This is a genomic window from Cellulomonas edaphi (genome assembly GCF_030362815.1).
Taxonomy (GTDB): domain Bacteria; phylum Actinomycetota; class Actinomycetes; order Actinomycetales; family Cellulomonadaceae; genus Cellulomonas; species Cellulomonas edaphi.
In genome coordinates, this window is the sequence record NZ_JAUCGR010000003.1 from 208,341 (window position 1) to 222,015 (window position 13,675).

Below are 13,675 nucleotides of genomic sequence, written 5' to 3' on the forward strand. Positions count from 1 at the left end.
CCGCCGCGCACTTCCCGGGGGCCCAGCACGGGCCCCGGATGCACGAGGGCCCGGGTACCGCCGTGCGGTACCCGGGCCCTCGACGTGCTGGCGTCAGGCCTTGTCGGCCGACTCCTCGGCGGCGGGCGCCTCGGTCGCGTCGACGGTGGTCTCGTCGGCGGGAGCCTCGGCGGCGGTCTCCTCGGCGGGAGCCTCCGCAGCGGGAGCCTCCTCGACCGGGGCGGCCTCGGCCTTGGGAGCGGCCTTCTTGGCGGCCTTCGTCGCCTCGCGGACGACGGCCTGCTTCGGCGAGACGGGCTCGAGGACGAGCTCGATCACGGCCATGGGCGCGTTGTCGCCCTTGCGCGGGCCGATCTTGGTGATGCGCGTGTAGCCACCCTCGCGCTCGGCCATGGCCGGGGCGATCTCGGTGAACAGCGCGTGCACCACGCTCTTGTCCTTGACGACGGTCATCACGCGGCGGCGCGCGTGCAGGTCACCGCGCTTGGCGAACGTGATCAGGCGCTCGGCGAGGGGACGCAGGCGCTTGGCCTTGGTCTCCGTCGTCGTGATGCGCTTGTGCTCGAACAGCGCCGTCGCGAGGTTCGCGAGGATCAGCCGCTCGTGAGCCGGTCCGCCACCGAGCCGGGGACCCTTGGTGGGCGTAGGCATGGTCAGTCTCCTTGGAAGTTCATCGTCAGTACCGAGTCAGTACTGCTCGTGCTGATGTCAGTACTGCTCGTCCTCGACGAAGTCGCCCTCGTCGTCGCCGTAGTAGGCGGCGGTGGTGGGGTCGAAGTCGAGCGGGCTGTCCTTGAGGGACAGTCCGAGCTCGGCCAGCTTCTCCTTGACCTCGGTGATCGACTTCGCACCGAAGTTGCGGATGTCCAGCAGGTCGGCCTCGGAGCGGGCCACGAGCTCACCCACGGAGTGGATGCCCTCGCGCTTGAGGCAGTTGTACGACCGGATCGTCAGCTGCAGGTCCTCGATCGGCAGCGCGAGGTCGGCGGCGAGCGCGGCGTCCGTCGGGGACGGGCCGATCTCGATGCCCTCGGCCTCGACGTTGAGCTCACGAGCCAGGCCGAAGAGCTCGACCAGGGTCTTGCCGGCGGACGCGAGCGCGTCACGCGGGCTGATCGCGGCCTTGGTCTCGACGTCGACGATGAGCTTGTCGAAGTCGGTGCGCTGCTCGACTCGCGTCGCCTCGACCTTGTAGGTCACCTTGAGGACGGGCGAGTAGATCGAGTCGACCGGGATGCGGCCGATCTCGGTGTCGTACGACTTGTTCTGGTTGGCGGAGACGTAGCCACGGCCACGCTCGACCGTCAGCTCGATCTCGAGCTTGCCCTTGTCGTTCAGGGTCGCCAGGTGCAGGTCGGGGTTGTGCACCTCGACACCGGCCGGGGGCACGATGTCGGCGGCGGAGACCTCGCCCGCACCCTGCTTGCGCAGGTACATCACCACGGGCTCGTCGTTCTCCGAGGAGACGACCAGCTGCTTGATGTTGAGGATGATCTCGGTGACATCCTCCTTGACCCCGGGCACGGTGGAGAACTCGTGCAGCACGCCGTCGATCCGGATGGACGTGACGGCGGCACCGGGGATGGAGGACAGCAGCGTCCGGCGCAGCGAGTTGCCGAGCGTGTAGCCGAAGCCGGGCTCGAGCGGCTCGATGGAGAACCGCGAGCGGTTCTCCGAGATGACCTCTTCGGTCAGGGTGGGGCGCTGTGCGATCAGCACGGTGTGATTCCTCTCAGCGAGCGTCCGCCATATGACGCACCGCAGGTACTACAGGCCGCCGCGGTCTCGGTCCACCGGGGCGGGACAGGCAGAACCCCCGGGGGCGGCGTGGCCGCCCCCGGGGTACGGATGGTCAGACGCGGCGACGCTTCGGCGGGCGGCAGCCGTTGTGCGCCTGGGGCGTCACGTCCTGGATCGAGCCCACCTCGAGGCCGGTCGCCTGCAGCGAGCGGATGGCGGTCTCGCGGCCCGAGCCCGGGCCCTTCACGAAGACGTCGACCTTGCGCATGCCGTGCTCCTGCGCACGACGAGCGGCGGCCTCGGCGGCGAGCTGGGCGGCGAAGGGCGTCGACTTGCGCGAGCCCTTGAAGCCGACCTGGCCCGACGACGCCGACGCGATGACGGCGCCCGACGGGTCGGTGATCGAGATGATCGTGTTGTTGAACGTGCTCTTGATGTGCGCCTGGCCGTGGGAGACGTTCTTCTTCTCCTTGCGGCGCGGCTTGCGCACTGCGGAACGGGTCTTGGGAGGCATGTCTTCTTCTCTCTACAGGGACGAGGGTCCGGCTGCGCGGCGCCTGGCGGCACCTGCTGCGGCGGACAGGGCTACTTGCGCCCGGCCTTCTTCTTGCCGGCCACGGTGCGCTTGGGGCCCTTGCGGGTACGCGCGTTGGTCTTCGTGCGCTGACCGCGCACCGGGAGGCCGCGGCGGTGACGCAGGCCCTCGTAGCAGCCGATCTCGACCTTGCGGCGGATGTCGGCGGCGACCTCACGGCGGAGGTCACCCTCGAGCTTGAAGCTGGCCTCGAGGTAGTCGCGCAGGGCGACGAGCTCGGTGTCGCCCATGTCCTTCACGCGAAGGTCACCGGAGATGCCGGTGGCGGCCAGGGTCTGCTTGGCGCGCGTGCGCCCGACCCCGTAGATGTAGGTCAGTGCGATCTCCAGCCGCTTCTCGCGGGGGAGGTCCACTCCGATAAGACGTGCCATGTGCCTGGTGGCTCCTGAACTGCGTCGGAGGTCTTCCGCGCCACCTTCCCGCGTGCTGCGGGCCCCGGCCTCCGACCGAGGGTTCGCCGGTCCCGGCCGCGAGGCCGAGCACCGGAGTGGTGGTGCGCTGTGCCGGCTCCCGGGGAGCCGCCGTACTGCTGGTCCTGCTGGTCCTGCTGTCCTGCCGGTACTGCGAGACGCCGACGGCGTCAGGGCATCAGCCCTGGCGCTGCTTGTGGCGCAGGTTCTCGCAGATCACCTGGACGCGACCGTGCCGGCGGATCACCTTGCACTTGTCGCAGATCTTCTTGACGCTGGGCTTGACCTTCATCGCGTGTTCCTCCGCCGCCGTACGGTTCCCCTCGACGGGGGACATGACGGCGTGTTGATGTGGTGATTACTTGTAGCGGTAGACGATGCGCCCGCGGGACAGGTCGTACGGGCTCAGCTCCACCACCACGCGGTCCTCGGGGAGGATCCGGATGTAGTGCTGGCGCATCTTTCCCGAGATGTGCGCGAGAACCTTGTGGCCGTTGGTGAGCTCCACTCGGAACATCGCGTTGGGGAGTGCCTCGACGACACTTCCCTCGATCTCGATGACGCCGTCCTTCTTCGCCATGTCCTCCGCTAACTGTCGGTCTGCTGGAACGACCCACGACGACCTCGCTCGCGCGGCAGTGCTGCCGTCCGAATCCGAACTCCGTGGGGAGCGGGTGCGATGTCGCTCGAGCTCCTGCCGAGTGCCCGGGAGACCGGACGACGAGAGGCTCGCAAACGCGCAGGGCGCACACACCCAACGGACAACTCTACGCCATGAGCCCCAGCGGACGAAACCGCCGCCGACGTGACGTGCAGGACACCGCCGCCCTCGCGCGCGTGGCGGCAACTCCCCGCCGCGGGTCAGTCCAGCGCGGCGATCTCGACGCCGAGCGCGCCGAGCTCCGCGGCGCCACCGTCGGGCGCGGTCAGCACCCAGATGCCGCCCTCGTGCAGCGCCACCGTGTGCTCCCAGTGGGCGGCTCGCGAGCCGTCCGTGGTGACCACGGTCCAGTCGTCCTCGAGCACGGCCGTCTCGCGCGAGCCGCGAACGATCATCGGCTCGATCGCCAGGCACATGCCGGGCCGCAGCCTGGGGCCGCGGTCACGGGCGCGGTAGTTCAGCACGTCGGGGGGCTGGTGCATGGCGGTGCCGATGCCGTGGCCCACGTACTCCTCGACGATCCCGTAGTGCACGCCGCCGTTGAGGCCCGCCGCCTGCGCGGCGTCCACGACCTCCTCGACGGCCTCCCCCACGGCTCCCAGGCGCTCGCCGCGCGCGAGGGCGGCGATGCCGGCCCACATGGCGGCCTTCGTCGTCGCGACGAGATCGTCGTCCGCGGCGCGCTCGTCGGTGCCCTCCGTGCCCGGCACGACCATCGAGAACGCGGCATCGCCGTGCCAGCCGTCGACGACGGCTCCGAAGTCGGCCGAGACGACGTCCCCCGGCTCCAGCACGCGGTCACCGGGGATGCCGTGCACCACCTCGTCGTTCACGGACACGCACAGCACCGCGGGGTACCCGTGGTAGCCCAGGAACGACGACGCGGCACCCGCGTCCGCGAGCACCCCCGCCGCGACGGCGTCGAGGTCACGGGTCCTCGCACCCGGCACCACGGCCGCCCGGATCGCCGCGTGCGCGTCGGCCACGACGAGGCCCGCGCGACGCATGAGCAGCACCTGCTCGGGCGTCTTGAGCTCGATGCGCTCGCGACCGAACATGATCAGCGCGCCGAGGCGCCGATCGCGGCCAGCAGCCGCTCGGTGACCTCGTCGACCTCGCCGATGCCGTCGACCTGGGCGAGCAGCCCGCGCTCGGCGTACACCGCCGAGATGGGGGCCGTCTGCTCGGCGTAGACGTCGAGGCGGTGGCGGATCACGTCTGCCGTGTCGTCCTCGCGCCCCTCGATCTCCGCACGCTTGAGCAGCCGCTCGGTGACGACCTCGGGGTCGGCGGTGATCTCGACCGCGAGGTCGAGGCTCAGGCCGGAGTCGGCGAGGATCTGCTCGAGCTCGCCCACCTGGGCCACGTTGCGGGGGTAGCCGTCGAGCAGGAAGCCCTCGGCCGCGTCCGCCTCGGCAAGACGGTCGCGCACCATCGCGTTCGTGACCTCGTCCGGCACCAGGGCGCCGCGCGAGGAGTAGGACTGCGCAAGCACCCCGAGCTCCGTGCCGCCCTTGATGTTGGCGCGGAAGATGTCACCGGTGGAGATCGCCGGGACGCCGAGGCGCTCGGCGAGCCGCACGGCCTGCGTGCCCTTGCCGGCCCCCGGAGGGCCCAGCAGGACGAGCCGGGCGCTCGTGCCGTTCTCGGGCGCGCTCATCGCAGGAACCCCTCGTAGTGGCGCTGCTCCAGCTGCGACTGGATCTGCTTGACCGTCTCCAGGCCGACACCGACGACGATGAGGATCGACGACCCACCGAACGGGATGTTGCTGTTCACGTCGAGCACGATGAACGTGATCGTCGGGATCAGCGCCACGAGCGCGAGGTAGATCGACCCGGGGGCGGTGATCCGCGAGATGACGTACGTGAGGTAGTCCGCGGTCGGGCGGCCCGCGCGGATGCCCGGGATGAACCCGCCGTACTTCTTCATGTTGTCGGCGACCTCGTCCGGGTTGAACGTGATGGCCGTGTAGAAGTAGCAGAAGAAGATGATCAGGACCACGTAGAGCAGCAGGTGCAGCGGCGCGCTCTGCAGCGCGAGGTTCCGCGAGACCCACTGGACCCAGTCCGCCGTCTGGTCACCGAACTGCGCGATGAGGCCGGGGATGGCCAGCAGGGACGACGCGAAGATCACCGGGATGACACCGGCCATGTTGATCTTGATCGGGATGTACGTGCTGGAGCCGCCGTACATGCGGCGACCGACCATCCGCTTGGCGTACTGCACGGGGATGCGGCGCTGGCTCTGCTCGACGAAGACCACGAGGCCGATCACCAGGACGATCACGAGCAGCACGATGATGAACTTCGAGATGCCGTTGTCGGCACCGGCGATGGACCACATCGCGCCCGGGAACGAGGCGGCGATCGAGGTGAAGATGAGCAGCGACATGCCGTTGCCGACGCCGCGCTCCGTGATGAGCTCGCCGAGCCACATGATCAGGCCGGTGCCGGCGGTCATCGTGATGACCATGATGAGCAGCGTGACCCACGAGTCGTCGGGGATCACGTCGTACTGGCAGCCGCTGAACAGCTGGCCGCTGCGCGCGATCGTGATGATCGTCGTCGACTGCAGCACGGCGAGGCCGATGGTCAGGTACCGCGTGTACTGCGTGAGCTTCGCGGTCCCGGACTGGCCCTCCTTGTGGAGCTCCTCGAACCGGGGGATCACCACGCGCAGCAGCTGGATGATGATGCTCGCCGTGATGTACGGCATGATCCCGAGCGCGAACACCGAGAGGTGCGACAGCGCGCCTCCCGAGAAGAGGTTCACGAGCCCGAGCAGGTTGTTGTCCGCCGAGGCGTCGATGCACTTCTCGACGTTGGGGTAGGACACCCCTGGCGTCGGCAAGAAGGAGCCGATGCGGAACACGACCATGATGCCGATCGTGAAGAGCAGCTTCCGCCGCAGGTCGGGCGTCCTGAACGCCCGCGCGAATGCGCCTAGCACCTGTTCCTCCTGTACCGCTGGAGCGGCATGTCGTTCGACCGGGTCGTTCCGGCCGCGTCGCCCGGCTGTCGCTCGGGCACCCGGGGCACCCTAACCGATGCCCGTCCAGATACGGAACGAGGCCGGTGGGCGTGAGAACGCACCACCGGCCTCGTCCGGTTCGATCAGTCCTGCGAGACGCTGCCGCCGGCGGCCACGATCGCGTCCTTGGCCGACGCCGAGAAGGCGTCCACCGCGACGGAGACCTTGACCGTGAGCTCGCCGGTGCCGAGCACCTTGACGGGCTGGCCCTTGCGGACTGCACCCTTGGCGACCAGGTCGGCGACCGTCACGTCGCCGCCGTCCGGGTACAGCGCCGAGATCTTGTCCAGGTTGACGACCTGGTACTCGACGCGGAACGGGTTCTTGAAGCCACGAAGCTTGGGCAGACGCATGTGCAGCGGCATCTGACCACCCTCGAAGCGGGTGGGAACCTGGTAGCGAGCCTTGGTGCCCTTGGTACCGCGACCCGCGGTCTTGCCCTTGGACGCCTCACCACGACCCACGCGGGTCTTGGCGGTCTTGGCGCCGGGGGCCGGACGCAGGTGGTGCACCTTGAGCGTGCCACCGTTGCCGGGCTGCGCAGCAGCCTCGGCCGCGGCGAGCGCAGCAGCGGACTTCTCCGCCTTCGGGGCGGCCGCAGCCGACGCCGACTTGGCGGGAGCCTTCTTCGCAGCAGGCTTCTTCTCGGCCTTCGCGTCGCCGGCGGCCTCGGCCTTGGCCGTGGTCGCCTTCTTCGCAGCGGGCTTCTTGGCGGCGGCGGTCGGAGCGGACTCCGCAGCAGCTGCCTTCTTCGCGGGAGCCTTCTTGGCGGCGGCCTTGGGGGCCTCCTCCGCAGCGGACTCCGTGCTGGCCTTCTTGTCGTCAGCCATGGTCACTCGACCTCCTCGACCGCGACCAGGTGCTGCACGGTCCGGACCATGCCGCGGATCTCAGGGCGGTCCTCCTTGACGACGACGTCGCCGATCCGCTTCAGGCCCAGGGTGCGCAGCGTGTCGCGCTGGTTCTGCTTGCCACCGATGCCGGACTTCTTCTGGGTCACCTTCAGGCGGGCCATCACGCACCCACCTTCTCGGCAGCCTTCGCCCGACCCTCGGCCTGGGCGCGCAGGAGCGCGGCCGGCACGACGTGCTCGACCGGGAGCCCACGGCGCGCGGCCACGGCCTCCGGCTGCTCGAGACCACGGAGGGCCTCGACCGTCGCGTGCACGATGTTGATCGCGTTCGACGAGCCGAGCGACTTGCTCAGCACGTCGTGGATGCCGGCGCACTCCAGCACGGCGCGCACCGGACCACCGGCGATCACACCGGTACCCGGCGAAGCCGGACGCAGGAAGACGACACCGGCAGCGGCCTCACCCTGGATGGGGTGGGGGATGGTGCCCTGGATGCGGGGGACGCGGAAGAAGTTCTTCTTCGCCTCCTCGACACCCTTGGCGATCGCCGCGGGCACCTCCTTGGCCTTGCCGTAGCCGACGCCGACCGTGCCGTCGCCGTCGCCGACCACGACGAGCGCGGTGAAGCTGAAGCGGCGACCGCCCTTGACGACCTTGGCGACGCGGTTGATCGTCACGACGCGCTCGAGGAACGCGCTCTTCTCTGCGGCGTCGCGGCCACGGCCGCCGCCGTCACGGCCGCGGCCGCCGTCGCGGCGGTCACCGCCGCCCGTCCCGGTGCCGCCCGCGGGCGCCCCGGTGTTGCTGCGCTGAGGAGCAGCCATCAGTGAGTCCTCTTCTTCCGGTTCGTCGTCGTCACAGCGCCAGACCACCCTCGCGGGCACCGTCGGCCACCGCGGCCACCCGGCCGTGGTACTTGTTGCCGCCGCGGTCGAACACGACCGCGTCGACGCCGGCTGCCTTCGCGCGCTCGGCGATCAGCTCGCCGACCTTCTTGGCCTTGGCGGTCTTGTCGCCGTCCGAGCTCCGCAGGTCGGCCTCGAGGGTCGACGCGGAGGCCAGGGTCTGCCCGATGCCGTCGTCGACGACCTGAGCGGTGATGTGGCGCGCGGAGCGCGTCACGACGAGACGGGGGCGTGCTGCCGAACCCGACACCTTCTTGCGCAGGCGCAGGTGACGACGCTGACGCGCCTTCCGCTTGCCCTTGCCGATGATCTTGATCGCCATGGCTACTTACCGGCCTTTCCGACCTTGCGGCGCACGTTCTCGCCCGCGTACCGCACACCCTTGCCCTTGTACGGCTCGGGCTTGCGGATCTTGCGGATGTTCGCGGCGACCTCGCCGACCTGCTGCTTGTCGATGCCCTGCACCGAGAAGCGCGTCGGGGCCTCGACCACGAAGGTGATGCCCTCGGGCGGGGTGACCACGACGGGGTGGCTGAAGCCGAGCGCGAACTCGAGGTCCGAGCCCTTCGCGACGACGCGGTAACCCGTGCCGACGATCTCGAGCTTCTTGACGTAGCCCTCGGTCACGCCGGTGACGAGGTTCGCCAGCAGCGTGCGGGTGAGGCCGTGCAGCGAACGCGAGTCGCGCTCGTCGTTCGGGCGGGTGACGACGAGTGCGCCGTCCTCGTCGCGAGCGACCTCGATGGGGGACGCGATCGTGTGCGCGAGGGTGCCCTTGGGGCCCTTCACCGTCACGACGGCTCCGTTGATGTTGACGTCCACGCCGGCCGGAACCGGGACGGGGACTCTGCCGATACGAGACATTGGCTAGCTCCTTTCCGTCTCGGAATTACCAGACGTAGGCGAGGACTTCCCCACCCACGCCCTTCTTGGCGGCCTGCTTGTCGGTCAGGAGGCCTGAGGACGTGGACAGGATCGCCACGCCCAGGCCGCCGAGCACCTTGGGCAGGTTGGTCGACTTGGCGTACACGCGCAGGCCCGGCTTGGACACGCGCTTCACACCGGCGAGCGCACGCTCGCGGTTCGGGCCGTACTTCAGCTCGACGACGAGGTTCTGGCCAACAGTGGCCTCCTCGACCTTCCAGCCGACGATGTAGCCCTCGGCCTGGAGGATCTCCGCGATGTGCGACTTGAGCTTCGAGAACGGGATCGACACCGTGTCGTGGTGCGCCGAGTTCGCGTTACGCAGACGCGTCAGGAAGTCTGCGATCGGGTCGGTCATGGTCATGGGGGCTTCCGCCCTTCCTCGCCGGGGTATCCCGCCCTGCTCTCGCAGGGCGGGACCTACCGACGCTTGTTCCTACTGTGGGTTACCAGCTGCTCTTGGTGACGCCGGGGAGCTCGCCGCGGTGGGCCATCTCCCGCACGCAGATCCGGCACAGGCCGAACTTGCGGTACACCGAGTGCGGACGGCCGCAGCGCTGGCAGCGCGTGTAGCCGCGAACCGCGAACTTCGGCTTCGCAGCCGCCTTGTTCTTCAGAGCGGTCTTCGCCATGGTCAGTTCTCCTTGAACGGGAAGCCGAGGAGCTTGAGGAAAGCGCGACCCTCGTCGTCCGTGTCAGCGGTGGTGACGATCGTGATGTCCATGCCGCGGACACGGTCGATCTTGTCCTGGTCGATCTCGTGGAACATCGACTGCTCCGTGAGGCCGAACGTGTAGTTGCCGTGACCGTCGAACTGCTTGGGCGAGAGCCCGCGGAAGTCACGGATGCGCGGCAGCGCGGTCGACAGCAGGCGGTCCAGGAACTCCCAGGCGCGGTCGCCACGCAGCGTGACGTGCGCGCCGATCGGCATGCCCTCGCGCAGCTTGAACTGCGCGATGGACTTGCGGGCCTTGGTGACCTGCGGCTTCTGGCCCGTGATCTGCGTGAGGTCGCGGATGGCGCCCTCGATCAGCTTCGAGTCCTTGGCGGCGTCACCGACACCCATGTTCACGACGACCTTCACCAGGCGCGCGACCTGGTTGATGTTCGCGTGCGAGAAGTCCTTGAACAGCGCCGGCTTGATCTCGTCGGCGTACTTCGTCTTGAGGCGCGGCTGGGCCGGGAGCTCAATCGTCGTCTCGGTCATCAGACGTCCTTCCCGGAGCGCTTGGCGACGCGGACGCGAACGGTCCGGGTACGGCCGTCACGCTCGACCTGCTCGGTGCGGTAGCCCACCCGGGTGCCCTTCTTGGTCTCCGGGTCGACGAGCATCACGTTGCTGATGTGGATGGGGGCCTCGACGGTCTCGATGCCACCGGTACGCGTGCCGCGCTGCGTCTGGCCGGCCTTCACGTGCTTCTGCACGCGCTGGACGCCCTCGACGACGACGCGCTGCGTCTCGGTGAGGACCTCGAGGACGCGGCCGGTCTGGCCCTTGTCGCGGCCCGAGATGACGAGGACGAGGTCGCCCTTCTTGATCTTCGCCATGGTCAGAGCACCTCCGGAGCCAGCGAGATGATCTTCATGAACTTCTTGTCGCGGAGCTCGCGGCCCACGGGGCCGAAGATGCGCGTGCCACGGGGCTCCCCGTCGTTCTTGAGGATCACTGCGGCGTTCTCGTCGAACTTGATGTACGAACCGTCCGGACGGCGGCGCTCCTTGCGGGTGCGCACGACGACCGCCTTGACGACGTCGCCCTTCTTGACGTTGCCGCCGGGGATGGCGTCCTTGACGGTGGCGACGATGATGTCGCCGATACCGGCGTAGCGGCGTCCCGAGCCACCGAGAACGCGGATGCAGAGAATCTCCTTGGCACCCGTGTTGTCGGCGACGCGAAGCCGCGTCTCCTGCTGGATCATCTACCTACTCCTGTCGTCTGGCGGGTTCTGCGCTGCGCTGGTCGCAGGCAGCCTGGCCGAACGGATAGTTGCCGTGATGCACACGTCGCGGCGGGGCCTCCTCGCGGTGACCCCGCCGCCCGTGGGCAACTGGGGATGGTGCTGGACTTACTTGGCCTTCTCGAGGACCTCGACCAGACGCCACCGCTTGGTGGCGGACAGCGGCCGCGTCTCCATGATCAGCACGAGGTCGCCCACGCCCGCCGAGCCCTGCTCGTCGTGCGCCTTGACCTTGCTGGTGCGCCGGATGACCTTGCCGTAGAGCGGGTGCTTGACCCGGTCCTCGACCTCGACCACGACGGTCTTGTCCATCTTGTCGCTGACGACGTAGCCCCGGCGCGTCTTGCGGTACGCGCGGTGCTCCGCCGTGGCGGTGGTGTGCTTCTCAGTCATGTCAGCCTCACTCGCTCGCGGACGGAGCGGTACGGATGCCGAGCTCACGCTCGCGCAGGATCGTGTAGATCCGGGCGATGTCGCGGCGCACGGCCTTGAGACGCCCGTGGCTCTCGAGCTGACCGGTGGCCGACTGGAAGCGGAGGTTGAACAGCTCCTCCTTGGACTTCTTCAGCTCGGCAACCAGCTTCTCGTCGTCAAAGGCGTCGAGCTCGGTGGGAGCCAGGTCCTTGGTCCCGATAGTCATCAGTTACCACCCTCGCGAACCACGAAACGGGTCTTCATCGGGAGCTTGTGCTGCGCGCGGCGCATGGCCTCGCGAGCCAGCGGCTCCGGGACGCCGGCGAGCTCGAAGAGAACTCGGCCCGGCTTGACGTTGGCGATCCACCACTCGGGCGAGCCCTTGCCGGAACCCATGCGGGTCTCGGCGGGCTTCTTCGTGAGGGGGCGGTCCGGGTAGATGTTGATCCAGACCTTTCCTCCACGCTTGATGTGGCGGGTCATGGCGATACGAGCAGCCTCGATCTGCCGGTTCGTGACGTAGGCGGGCTCGAGAGCCTGGATGCCGTACTCACCGAACGAGATCTGCGTCCCACCCGTGGCGGCGCCGGAGCGTCCGGGGTGGTGCTGCTTGCGGTGCTTCAGCCTGCGCGGGATCAGCACGGCTCAGGCCTCCGTTCCGGTCTCAGGGGTCGCCTCGGGGTTCGCCTCGACGGCCGGCTCGGCCGAGCGCTCGCGACGCGGGGCGCCGGAGCGCGGACCGCGGTCGCCGCCACGCTCGGGACGGTCGGAGCGAGGGCCACGGGGGCCACGCGGAGCCTGGGTCGCCTGCTCGCGAGCAAACTCCTTCTCCGTGAGGTCACCCTTGTAGACCCACACCTTGACGCCGATGCGGCCGAAGGTGGTGCGAGCCTCGAAGAACCCGTAGTCGATGTTCGCGCGCAGCGTGTGCAGCGGCACACGACCCTCGCGGTAGAACTCCGTACGGCTCATCTCCGCGCCGCCGAGACGGCCGGAGACCTGCACGCGGATGCCCTTGGCGCCGGCGCGCTGCGCCGACTGGATGCCCTTGCGCATGGCGCGACGGAACGAGACACGGCTCGCCAGCTGCTCGGCGATGCCCTGCGCGACCAGCTGCGCCTCGATCTCGGCGTTCTTGACCTCGAGGATGTTGAGCTGCACCTGCTTGCCCGTGAGCTTCTCGAGCTCGCCGCGGATGCGGTCGGCCTCCGCGCCACGACGCCCGATGACGATGCCCGGGCGGGCGGTGTGGATGTCGACGCGCACACGGTCACGCGTGCGCTCGATCTCGACCTTGGCGATACCGGCCCGCTCGAGACCCGTGCTCATGAGCTTGCGGATCTGCACGTCCTCGCGGACGTAGTCGCGGTAGCGCTGACCCGGCTTCGTCGAGTCGGCGAACCACCGCGAGCGGTGATCAGTCGTGATGCCCAGGCGGTACCCGAGCGGGTTGACCTTCTGTCCCACTATCGGGTCCGTCCCTTCGTGCTCTGGCGCTCGCTCACCACGACCGTGATGTGGCTCGAACGCTTGAGGATCTGGCTCGCACGGCCCTGCGCCCGGGGGCGGAACCGCTTGAGGGTCGGCCCCTCGTCGACGAAGACCTCGGAGATGTAGAGGTCCGCCTCGTCGAGACGCTCACTGTTGCGCTTGGCCCCCTCGACCGCGTTAGCGATCGCGGACTGCACCGTCTTGAGGACGGGCTCCGCCGCAGACTGCGGTGCGAACTTCAGCACCGCTACGGCCTCCCCGGCCTGCTTGCCACGGATGAGGTCCACGACGCGCCGGGCCTTCTGGGGAGTGACGCGGACGAACCGCGCGCTCGCCTTGGCTTCCATTGCTGTCCTGCTCTCTTGTCTCTGCCGCTCGGGCGTCACCAGCTGACCGGGGGTCAGCGGCGACGGCCCTTACGGTCGTCCTTCTCGTGGCCGCGGAACGTCCGCGTCGGGGCGAACTCGCCGAGCTTGTGCCCGACCATCGACTCCGTCACGAACACCGGGGTGTGCTTGCGTCCGTCGTGCACGGCAAAGGTGTGGCCGAGGAAGTCCGGGGTGATGACGGAACGGCGCGACCACGTCTTGATGACGTTCTTCGTGCCGGCCGTGTTCTGGACGTCGACCTTCTTCTGCAGGTGACCGTCGACGAACGGGCCCTTCTTCAGGCTACGTGGCATCTCAGGCTC

Annotated in this window: 25 protein-coding genes; all 25 read right to left on the reverse strand. The window is 68.9% G+C overall.

Translation table 11 applies throughout. The features are described 5' to 3' along the window. Positions 1-93: 93 nt before the first annotated feature. Positions 94-651 (reverse strand): 50S ribosomal protein L17, encoded by a 558-nt coding sequence (rplQ, locus tag QRT05_RS12400; protein WP_289447584.1) that lies wholly within the window; start codon positions 649-651, stop codon positions 94-96. Between the two features lie 57 nt (positions 652-708). Beyond that, positions 709-1,719: a DNA-directed RNA polymerase subunit alpha gene (locus QRT05_RS12405; RefSeq protein WP_289447585.1), complete on the reverse strand. Its 1,011-nt coding sequence runs from the start codon at positions 1,717-1,719 to the stop codon at positions 709-711. Positions 1,720-1,852: 133 nt separating this feature from the next. Further along, entirely contained in the window at positions 1,853-2,254 is a 402-nt protein-coding gene (rpsK, locus tag QRT05_RS12410) for a 30S ribosomal protein S11 (RefSeq protein WP_123370304.1), read from the reverse strand. Between the two features lie 71 nt (positions 2,255-2,325). Further along, positions 2,326-2,706 (reverse strand): 30S ribosomal protein S13, encoded by a 381-nt coding sequence (rpsM, locus tag QRT05_RS12415; protein WP_191784971.1) that lies wholly within the window; start codon positions 2,704-2,706, stop codon positions 2,326-2,328. A 217-nt stretch (positions 2,707-2,923) separates the two neighbouring features. After that, positions 2,924-3,037 carry a 50S ribosomal protein L36 gene (rpmJ, locus tag QRT05_RS12420; RefSeq protein WP_013117849.1) on the reverse strand — a complete coding sequence of 38 codons (114 nt, stop codon included), beginning with the start codon at positions 3,035-3,037 and terminating at the stop codon, positions 2,924-2,926. Positions 3,038-3,103: 66 nt separating this feature from the next. Next, positions 3,104-3,325: a translation initiation factor IF-1 gene (gene infA, locus QRT05_RS12425; RefSeq protein ID WP_013770189.1), complete on the reverse strand. Its 222-nt coding sequence runs from the start codon at positions 3,323-3,325 to the stop codon at positions 3,104-3,106. A gap of 281 nt (positions 3,326-3,606) precedes the next feature. After that, positions 3,607-4,464: a type I methionyl aminopeptidase gene (gene map, locus QRT05_RS12430; protein ID WP_289447587.1), complete on the reverse strand. Its 858-nt coding sequence runs from the start codon at positions 4,462-4,464 to the stop codon at positions 3,607-3,609. A gap of 2 nt (positions 4,465-4,466) precedes the next feature. Beyond that, the gene (locus QRT05_RS12435; protein ID WP_289447588.1) at positions 4,467-5,066 is read right to left on the reverse strand and encodes an adenylate kinase; all 600 of its coding nucleotides are present in this window, start codon (positions 5,064-5,066) and stop codon (positions 4,467-4,469) included. After that, a complete protein-coding gene (gene secY / locus QRT05_RS12440) occupies positions 5,063-6,358 on the reverse strand; it encodes a preprotein translocase subunit SecY (RefSeq protein WP_289447589.1) in 1,296 nt (431 codons plus the stop codon). The genes QRT05_RS12435 and secY overlap by 4 nt, the downstream gene beginning before the upstream one ends. Positions 6,359-6,522: 164 nt before the next feature. After that, positions 6,523-7,269 carry a 50S ribosomal protein L15 gene (rplO, locus tag QRT05_RS12445; protein WP_289447590.1) on the reverse strand — a complete coding sequence of 249 codons (747 nt, stop codon included), beginning with the start codon at positions 7,267-7,269 and terminating at the stop codon, positions 6,523-6,525. Positions 7,270-7,271: 2 nt separating this feature from the next. Next, on the reverse strand, positions 7,272-7,454 hold the full coding sequence (rpmD, locus tag QRT05_RS12450) for a 50S ribosomal protein L30 (RefSeq protein WP_029290623.1): 183 nt from the start codon (positions 7,452-7,454) through the stop codon (positions 7,272-7,274). After that, the gene (gene rpsE, locus QRT05_RS12455; protein ID WP_289447591.1) at positions 7,454-8,116 is read right to left on the reverse strand and encodes a 30S ribosomal protein S5; all 663 of its coding nucleotides are present in this window, start codon (positions 8,114-8,116) and stop codon (positions 7,454-7,456) included. The genes rpmD and rpsE overlap by 1 nt, the downstream gene beginning before the upstream one ends. A 31-nt stretch (positions 8,117-8,147) precedes the next feature. Then, complete coding sequence (gene rplR / locus QRT05_RS12460) at positions 8,148-8,519, reverse strand: 50S ribosomal protein L18 (protein ID WP_289447592.1); 372 nt, start codon at positions 8,517-8,519, stop codon at positions 8,148-8,150. A gap of 2 nt (positions 8,520-8,521) precedes the next feature. Then, positions 8,522-9,061, reverse strand: a complete 540-nt coding sequence (gene rplF, locus QRT05_RS12465; protein ID WP_289447594.1) for a 50S ribosomal protein L6 — start codon at positions 9,059-9,061, stop codon at positions 8,522-8,524. Between the two features lie 25 nt (positions 9,062-9,086). Continuing rightward, positions 9,087-9,485, reverse strand: a complete 399-nt coding sequence (gene rpsH / locus QRT05_RS12470) for a 30S ribosomal protein S8 (protein ID WP_289447595.1) — start codon at positions 9,483-9,485, stop codon at positions 9,087-9,089. 82 nt (positions 9,486-9,567) lie between these two features. After that, on the reverse strand, positions 9,568-9,753 hold the full coding sequence (locus tag QRT05_RS12475) for a type Z 30S ribosomal protein S14 (protein ID WP_028045055.1): 186 nt from the start codon (positions 9,751-9,753) through the stop codon (positions 9,568-9,570). Positions 9,754-9,755: 2 nt separating this feature from the next. Next, positions 9,756-10,328, reverse strand: coding sequence for a 50S ribosomal protein L5 (gene rplE, locus QRT05_RS12480; RefSeq protein WP_289447597.1), 573 nt, complete (start codon positions 10,326-10,328; stop codon positions 9,756-9,758). After that, the gene (rplX, locus tag QRT05_RS12485; protein ID WP_289447598.1) at positions 10,328-10,669 is read right to left on the reverse strand and encodes a 50S ribosomal protein L24; all 342 of its coding nucleotides are present in this window, start codon (positions 10,667-10,669) and stop codon (positions 10,328-10,330) included. The genes rplE and rplX overlap by 1 nt, the downstream gene beginning before the upstream one ends. Positions 10,670-10,671: 2 nt before the next feature. Further along, entirely contained in the window at positions 10,672-11,040 is a 369-nt protein-coding gene (rplN, locus tag QRT05_RS12490) for a 50S ribosomal protein L14 (RefSeq protein ID WP_029290636.1), read from the reverse strand. Positions 11,041-11,187: 147 nt separating this feature from the next. After that, positions 11,188-11,472, reverse strand: coding sequence for a 30S ribosomal protein S17 (rpsQ, locus tag QRT05_RS12495; protein ID WP_289447599.1), 285 nt, complete (start codon positions 11,470-11,472; stop codon positions 11,188-11,190). 7 nt (positions 11,473-11,479) lie between these two features. Beyond that, complete coding sequence (gene rpmC, locus QRT05_RS12500) at positions 11,480-11,719, reverse strand: 50S ribosomal protein L29 (RefSeq protein WP_289447600.1); 240 nt, start codon at positions 11,717-11,719, stop codon at positions 11,480-11,482. Continuing rightward, positions 11,719-12,135 (reverse strand): 50S ribosomal protein L16, encoded by a 417-nt coding sequence (gene rplP / locus QRT05_RS12505; RefSeq protein WP_289447602.1) that lies wholly within the window; start codon positions 12,133-12,135, stop codon positions 11,719-11,721. Before rplP ends, rpmC begins: the two co-directional genes overlap by 1 nt. Positions 12,136-12,138: 3 nt before the next feature. Beyond that, positions 12,139-12,960: a 30S ribosomal protein S3 gene (gene rpsC, locus QRT05_RS12510; protein WP_289447603.1), complete on the reverse strand. Its 822-nt coding sequence runs from the start codon at positions 12,958-12,960 to the stop codon at positions 12,139-12,141. Next, positions 12,960-13,331, reverse strand: coding sequence for a 50S ribosomal protein L22 (gene rplV, locus QRT05_RS12515; protein WP_191784985.1), 372 nt, complete (start codon positions 13,329-13,331; stop codon positions 12,960-12,962). The genes rpsC and rplV overlap by 1 nt, the downstream gene beginning before the upstream one ends. Before the next feature lie 53 nt (positions 13,332-13,384). Continuing rightward, on the reverse strand, positions 13,385-13,666 hold the full coding sequence (gene rpsS, locus QRT05_RS12520) for a 30S ribosomal protein S19 (RefSeq protein WP_028045064.1): 282 nt from the start codon (positions 13,664-13,666) through the stop codon (positions 13,385-13,387). Positions 13,667-13,675 lie beyond the last annotated feature (9 nt).

Excerpts from the sequence above, each read along its gene's own strand:
- rplQ (WP_289447584.1), bottom strand. The coding sequence starts at position 651 with ATGCCTACGCCCACCAAGGGTCCCCGGCTCGGTGGCGGACCGGCTCAC.
- rpsK (WP_123370304.1), bottom strand. The coding sequence starts at position 2,254 with ATGCCTCCCAAGACCCGTTCCGCAGTGCGCAAGCCGCGCCGCAAGGAG.
- rpsM (WP_191784971.1), bottom strand. The coding sequence starts at position 2,706 with ATGGCACGTCTTATCGGAGTGGACCTCCCCCGCGAGAAGCGGCTGGAG.
- rpmJ (WP_013117849.1), bottom strand. The coding sequence starts at position 3,037 with ATGAAGGTCAAGCCCAGCGTCAAGAAGATCTGCGACAAGTGCAAGGTG.
- infA (WP_013770189.1), bottom strand. The coding sequence starts at position 3,325 with ATGGCGAAGAAGGACGGCGTCATCGAGATCGAGGGAAGTGTCGTCGAG.
- map (WP_289447587.1), bottom strand. The coding sequence starts at position 4,464 with ATGTTCGGTCGCGAGCGCATCGAGCTCAAGACGCCCGAGCAGGTGCTG.
- QRT05_RS12435 (WP_289447588.1), bottom strand. The coding sequence starts at position 5,066 with ATGAGCGCGCCCGAGAACGGCACGAGCGCCCGGCTCGTCCTGCTGGGC.
- rplO (WP_289447590.1), bottom strand. The coding sequence starts at position 7,269 with ATGGCTGACGACAAGAAGGCCAGCACGGAGTCCGCTGCGGAGGAGGCC.
- rpmD (WP_029290623.1), bottom strand. The coding sequence starts at position 7,454 with ATGGCCCGCCTGAAGGTGACCCAGAAGAAGTCCGGCATCGGTGGCAAG.
- rpsE (WP_289447591.1), bottom strand. The coding sequence starts at position 8,116 with ATGGCTGCTCCTCAGCGCAGCAACACCGGGGCGCCCGCGGGCGGCACC.
- rplR (WP_289447592.1), bottom strand. The coding sequence starts at position 8,519 with ATGGCGATCAAGATCATCGGCAAGGGCAAGCGGAAGGCGCGTCAGCGT.
- rplF (WP_289447594.1), bottom strand. The coding sequence starts at position 9,061 with ATGTCTCGTATCGGCAGAGTCCCCGTCCCGGTTCCGGCCGGCGTGGAC.
- rpsH (WP_289447595.1), bottom strand. The coding sequence starts at position 9,485 with ATGACCATGACCGACCCGATCGCAGACTTCCTGACGCGTCTGCGTAAC.
- QRT05_RS12475 (WP_028045055.1), bottom strand. The coding sequence starts at position 9,753 with ATGGCGAAGACCGCTCTGAAGAACAAGGCGGCTGCGAAGCCGAAGTTC.
- rplE (WP_289447597.1), bottom strand. The coding sequence starts at position 10,328 with ATGACCGAGACGACGATTGAGCTCCCGGCCCAGCCGCGCCTCAAGACG.
- rplX (WP_289447598.1), bottom strand. The coding sequence starts at position 10,669 with ATGGCGAAGATCAAGAAGGGCGACCTCGTCCTCGTCATCTCGGGCCGC.
- rplN (WP_029290636.1), bottom strand. The coding sequence starts at position 11,040 with ATGATCCAGCAGGAGACGCGGCTTCGCGTCGCCGACAACACGGGTGCC.
- rpsQ (WP_289447599.1), bottom strand. The coding sequence starts at position 11,472 with ATGACTGAGAAGCACACCACCGCCACGGCGGAGCACCGCGCGTACCGC.
- rpmC (WP_289447600.1), bottom strand. The coding sequence starts at position 11,719 with ATGACTATCGGGACCAAGGACCTGGCTCCCACCGAGCTCGACGCCTTT.
- rplV (WP_191784985.1), bottom strand. The coding sequence starts at position 13,331 with ATGGAAGCCAAGGCGAGCGCGCGGTTCGTCCGCGTCACTCCCCAGAAG.
- rpsS (WP_028045064.1), bottom strand. The coding sequence starts at position 13,666 with ATGCCACGTAGCCTGAAGAAGGGCCCGTTCGTCGACGGTCACCTGCAG.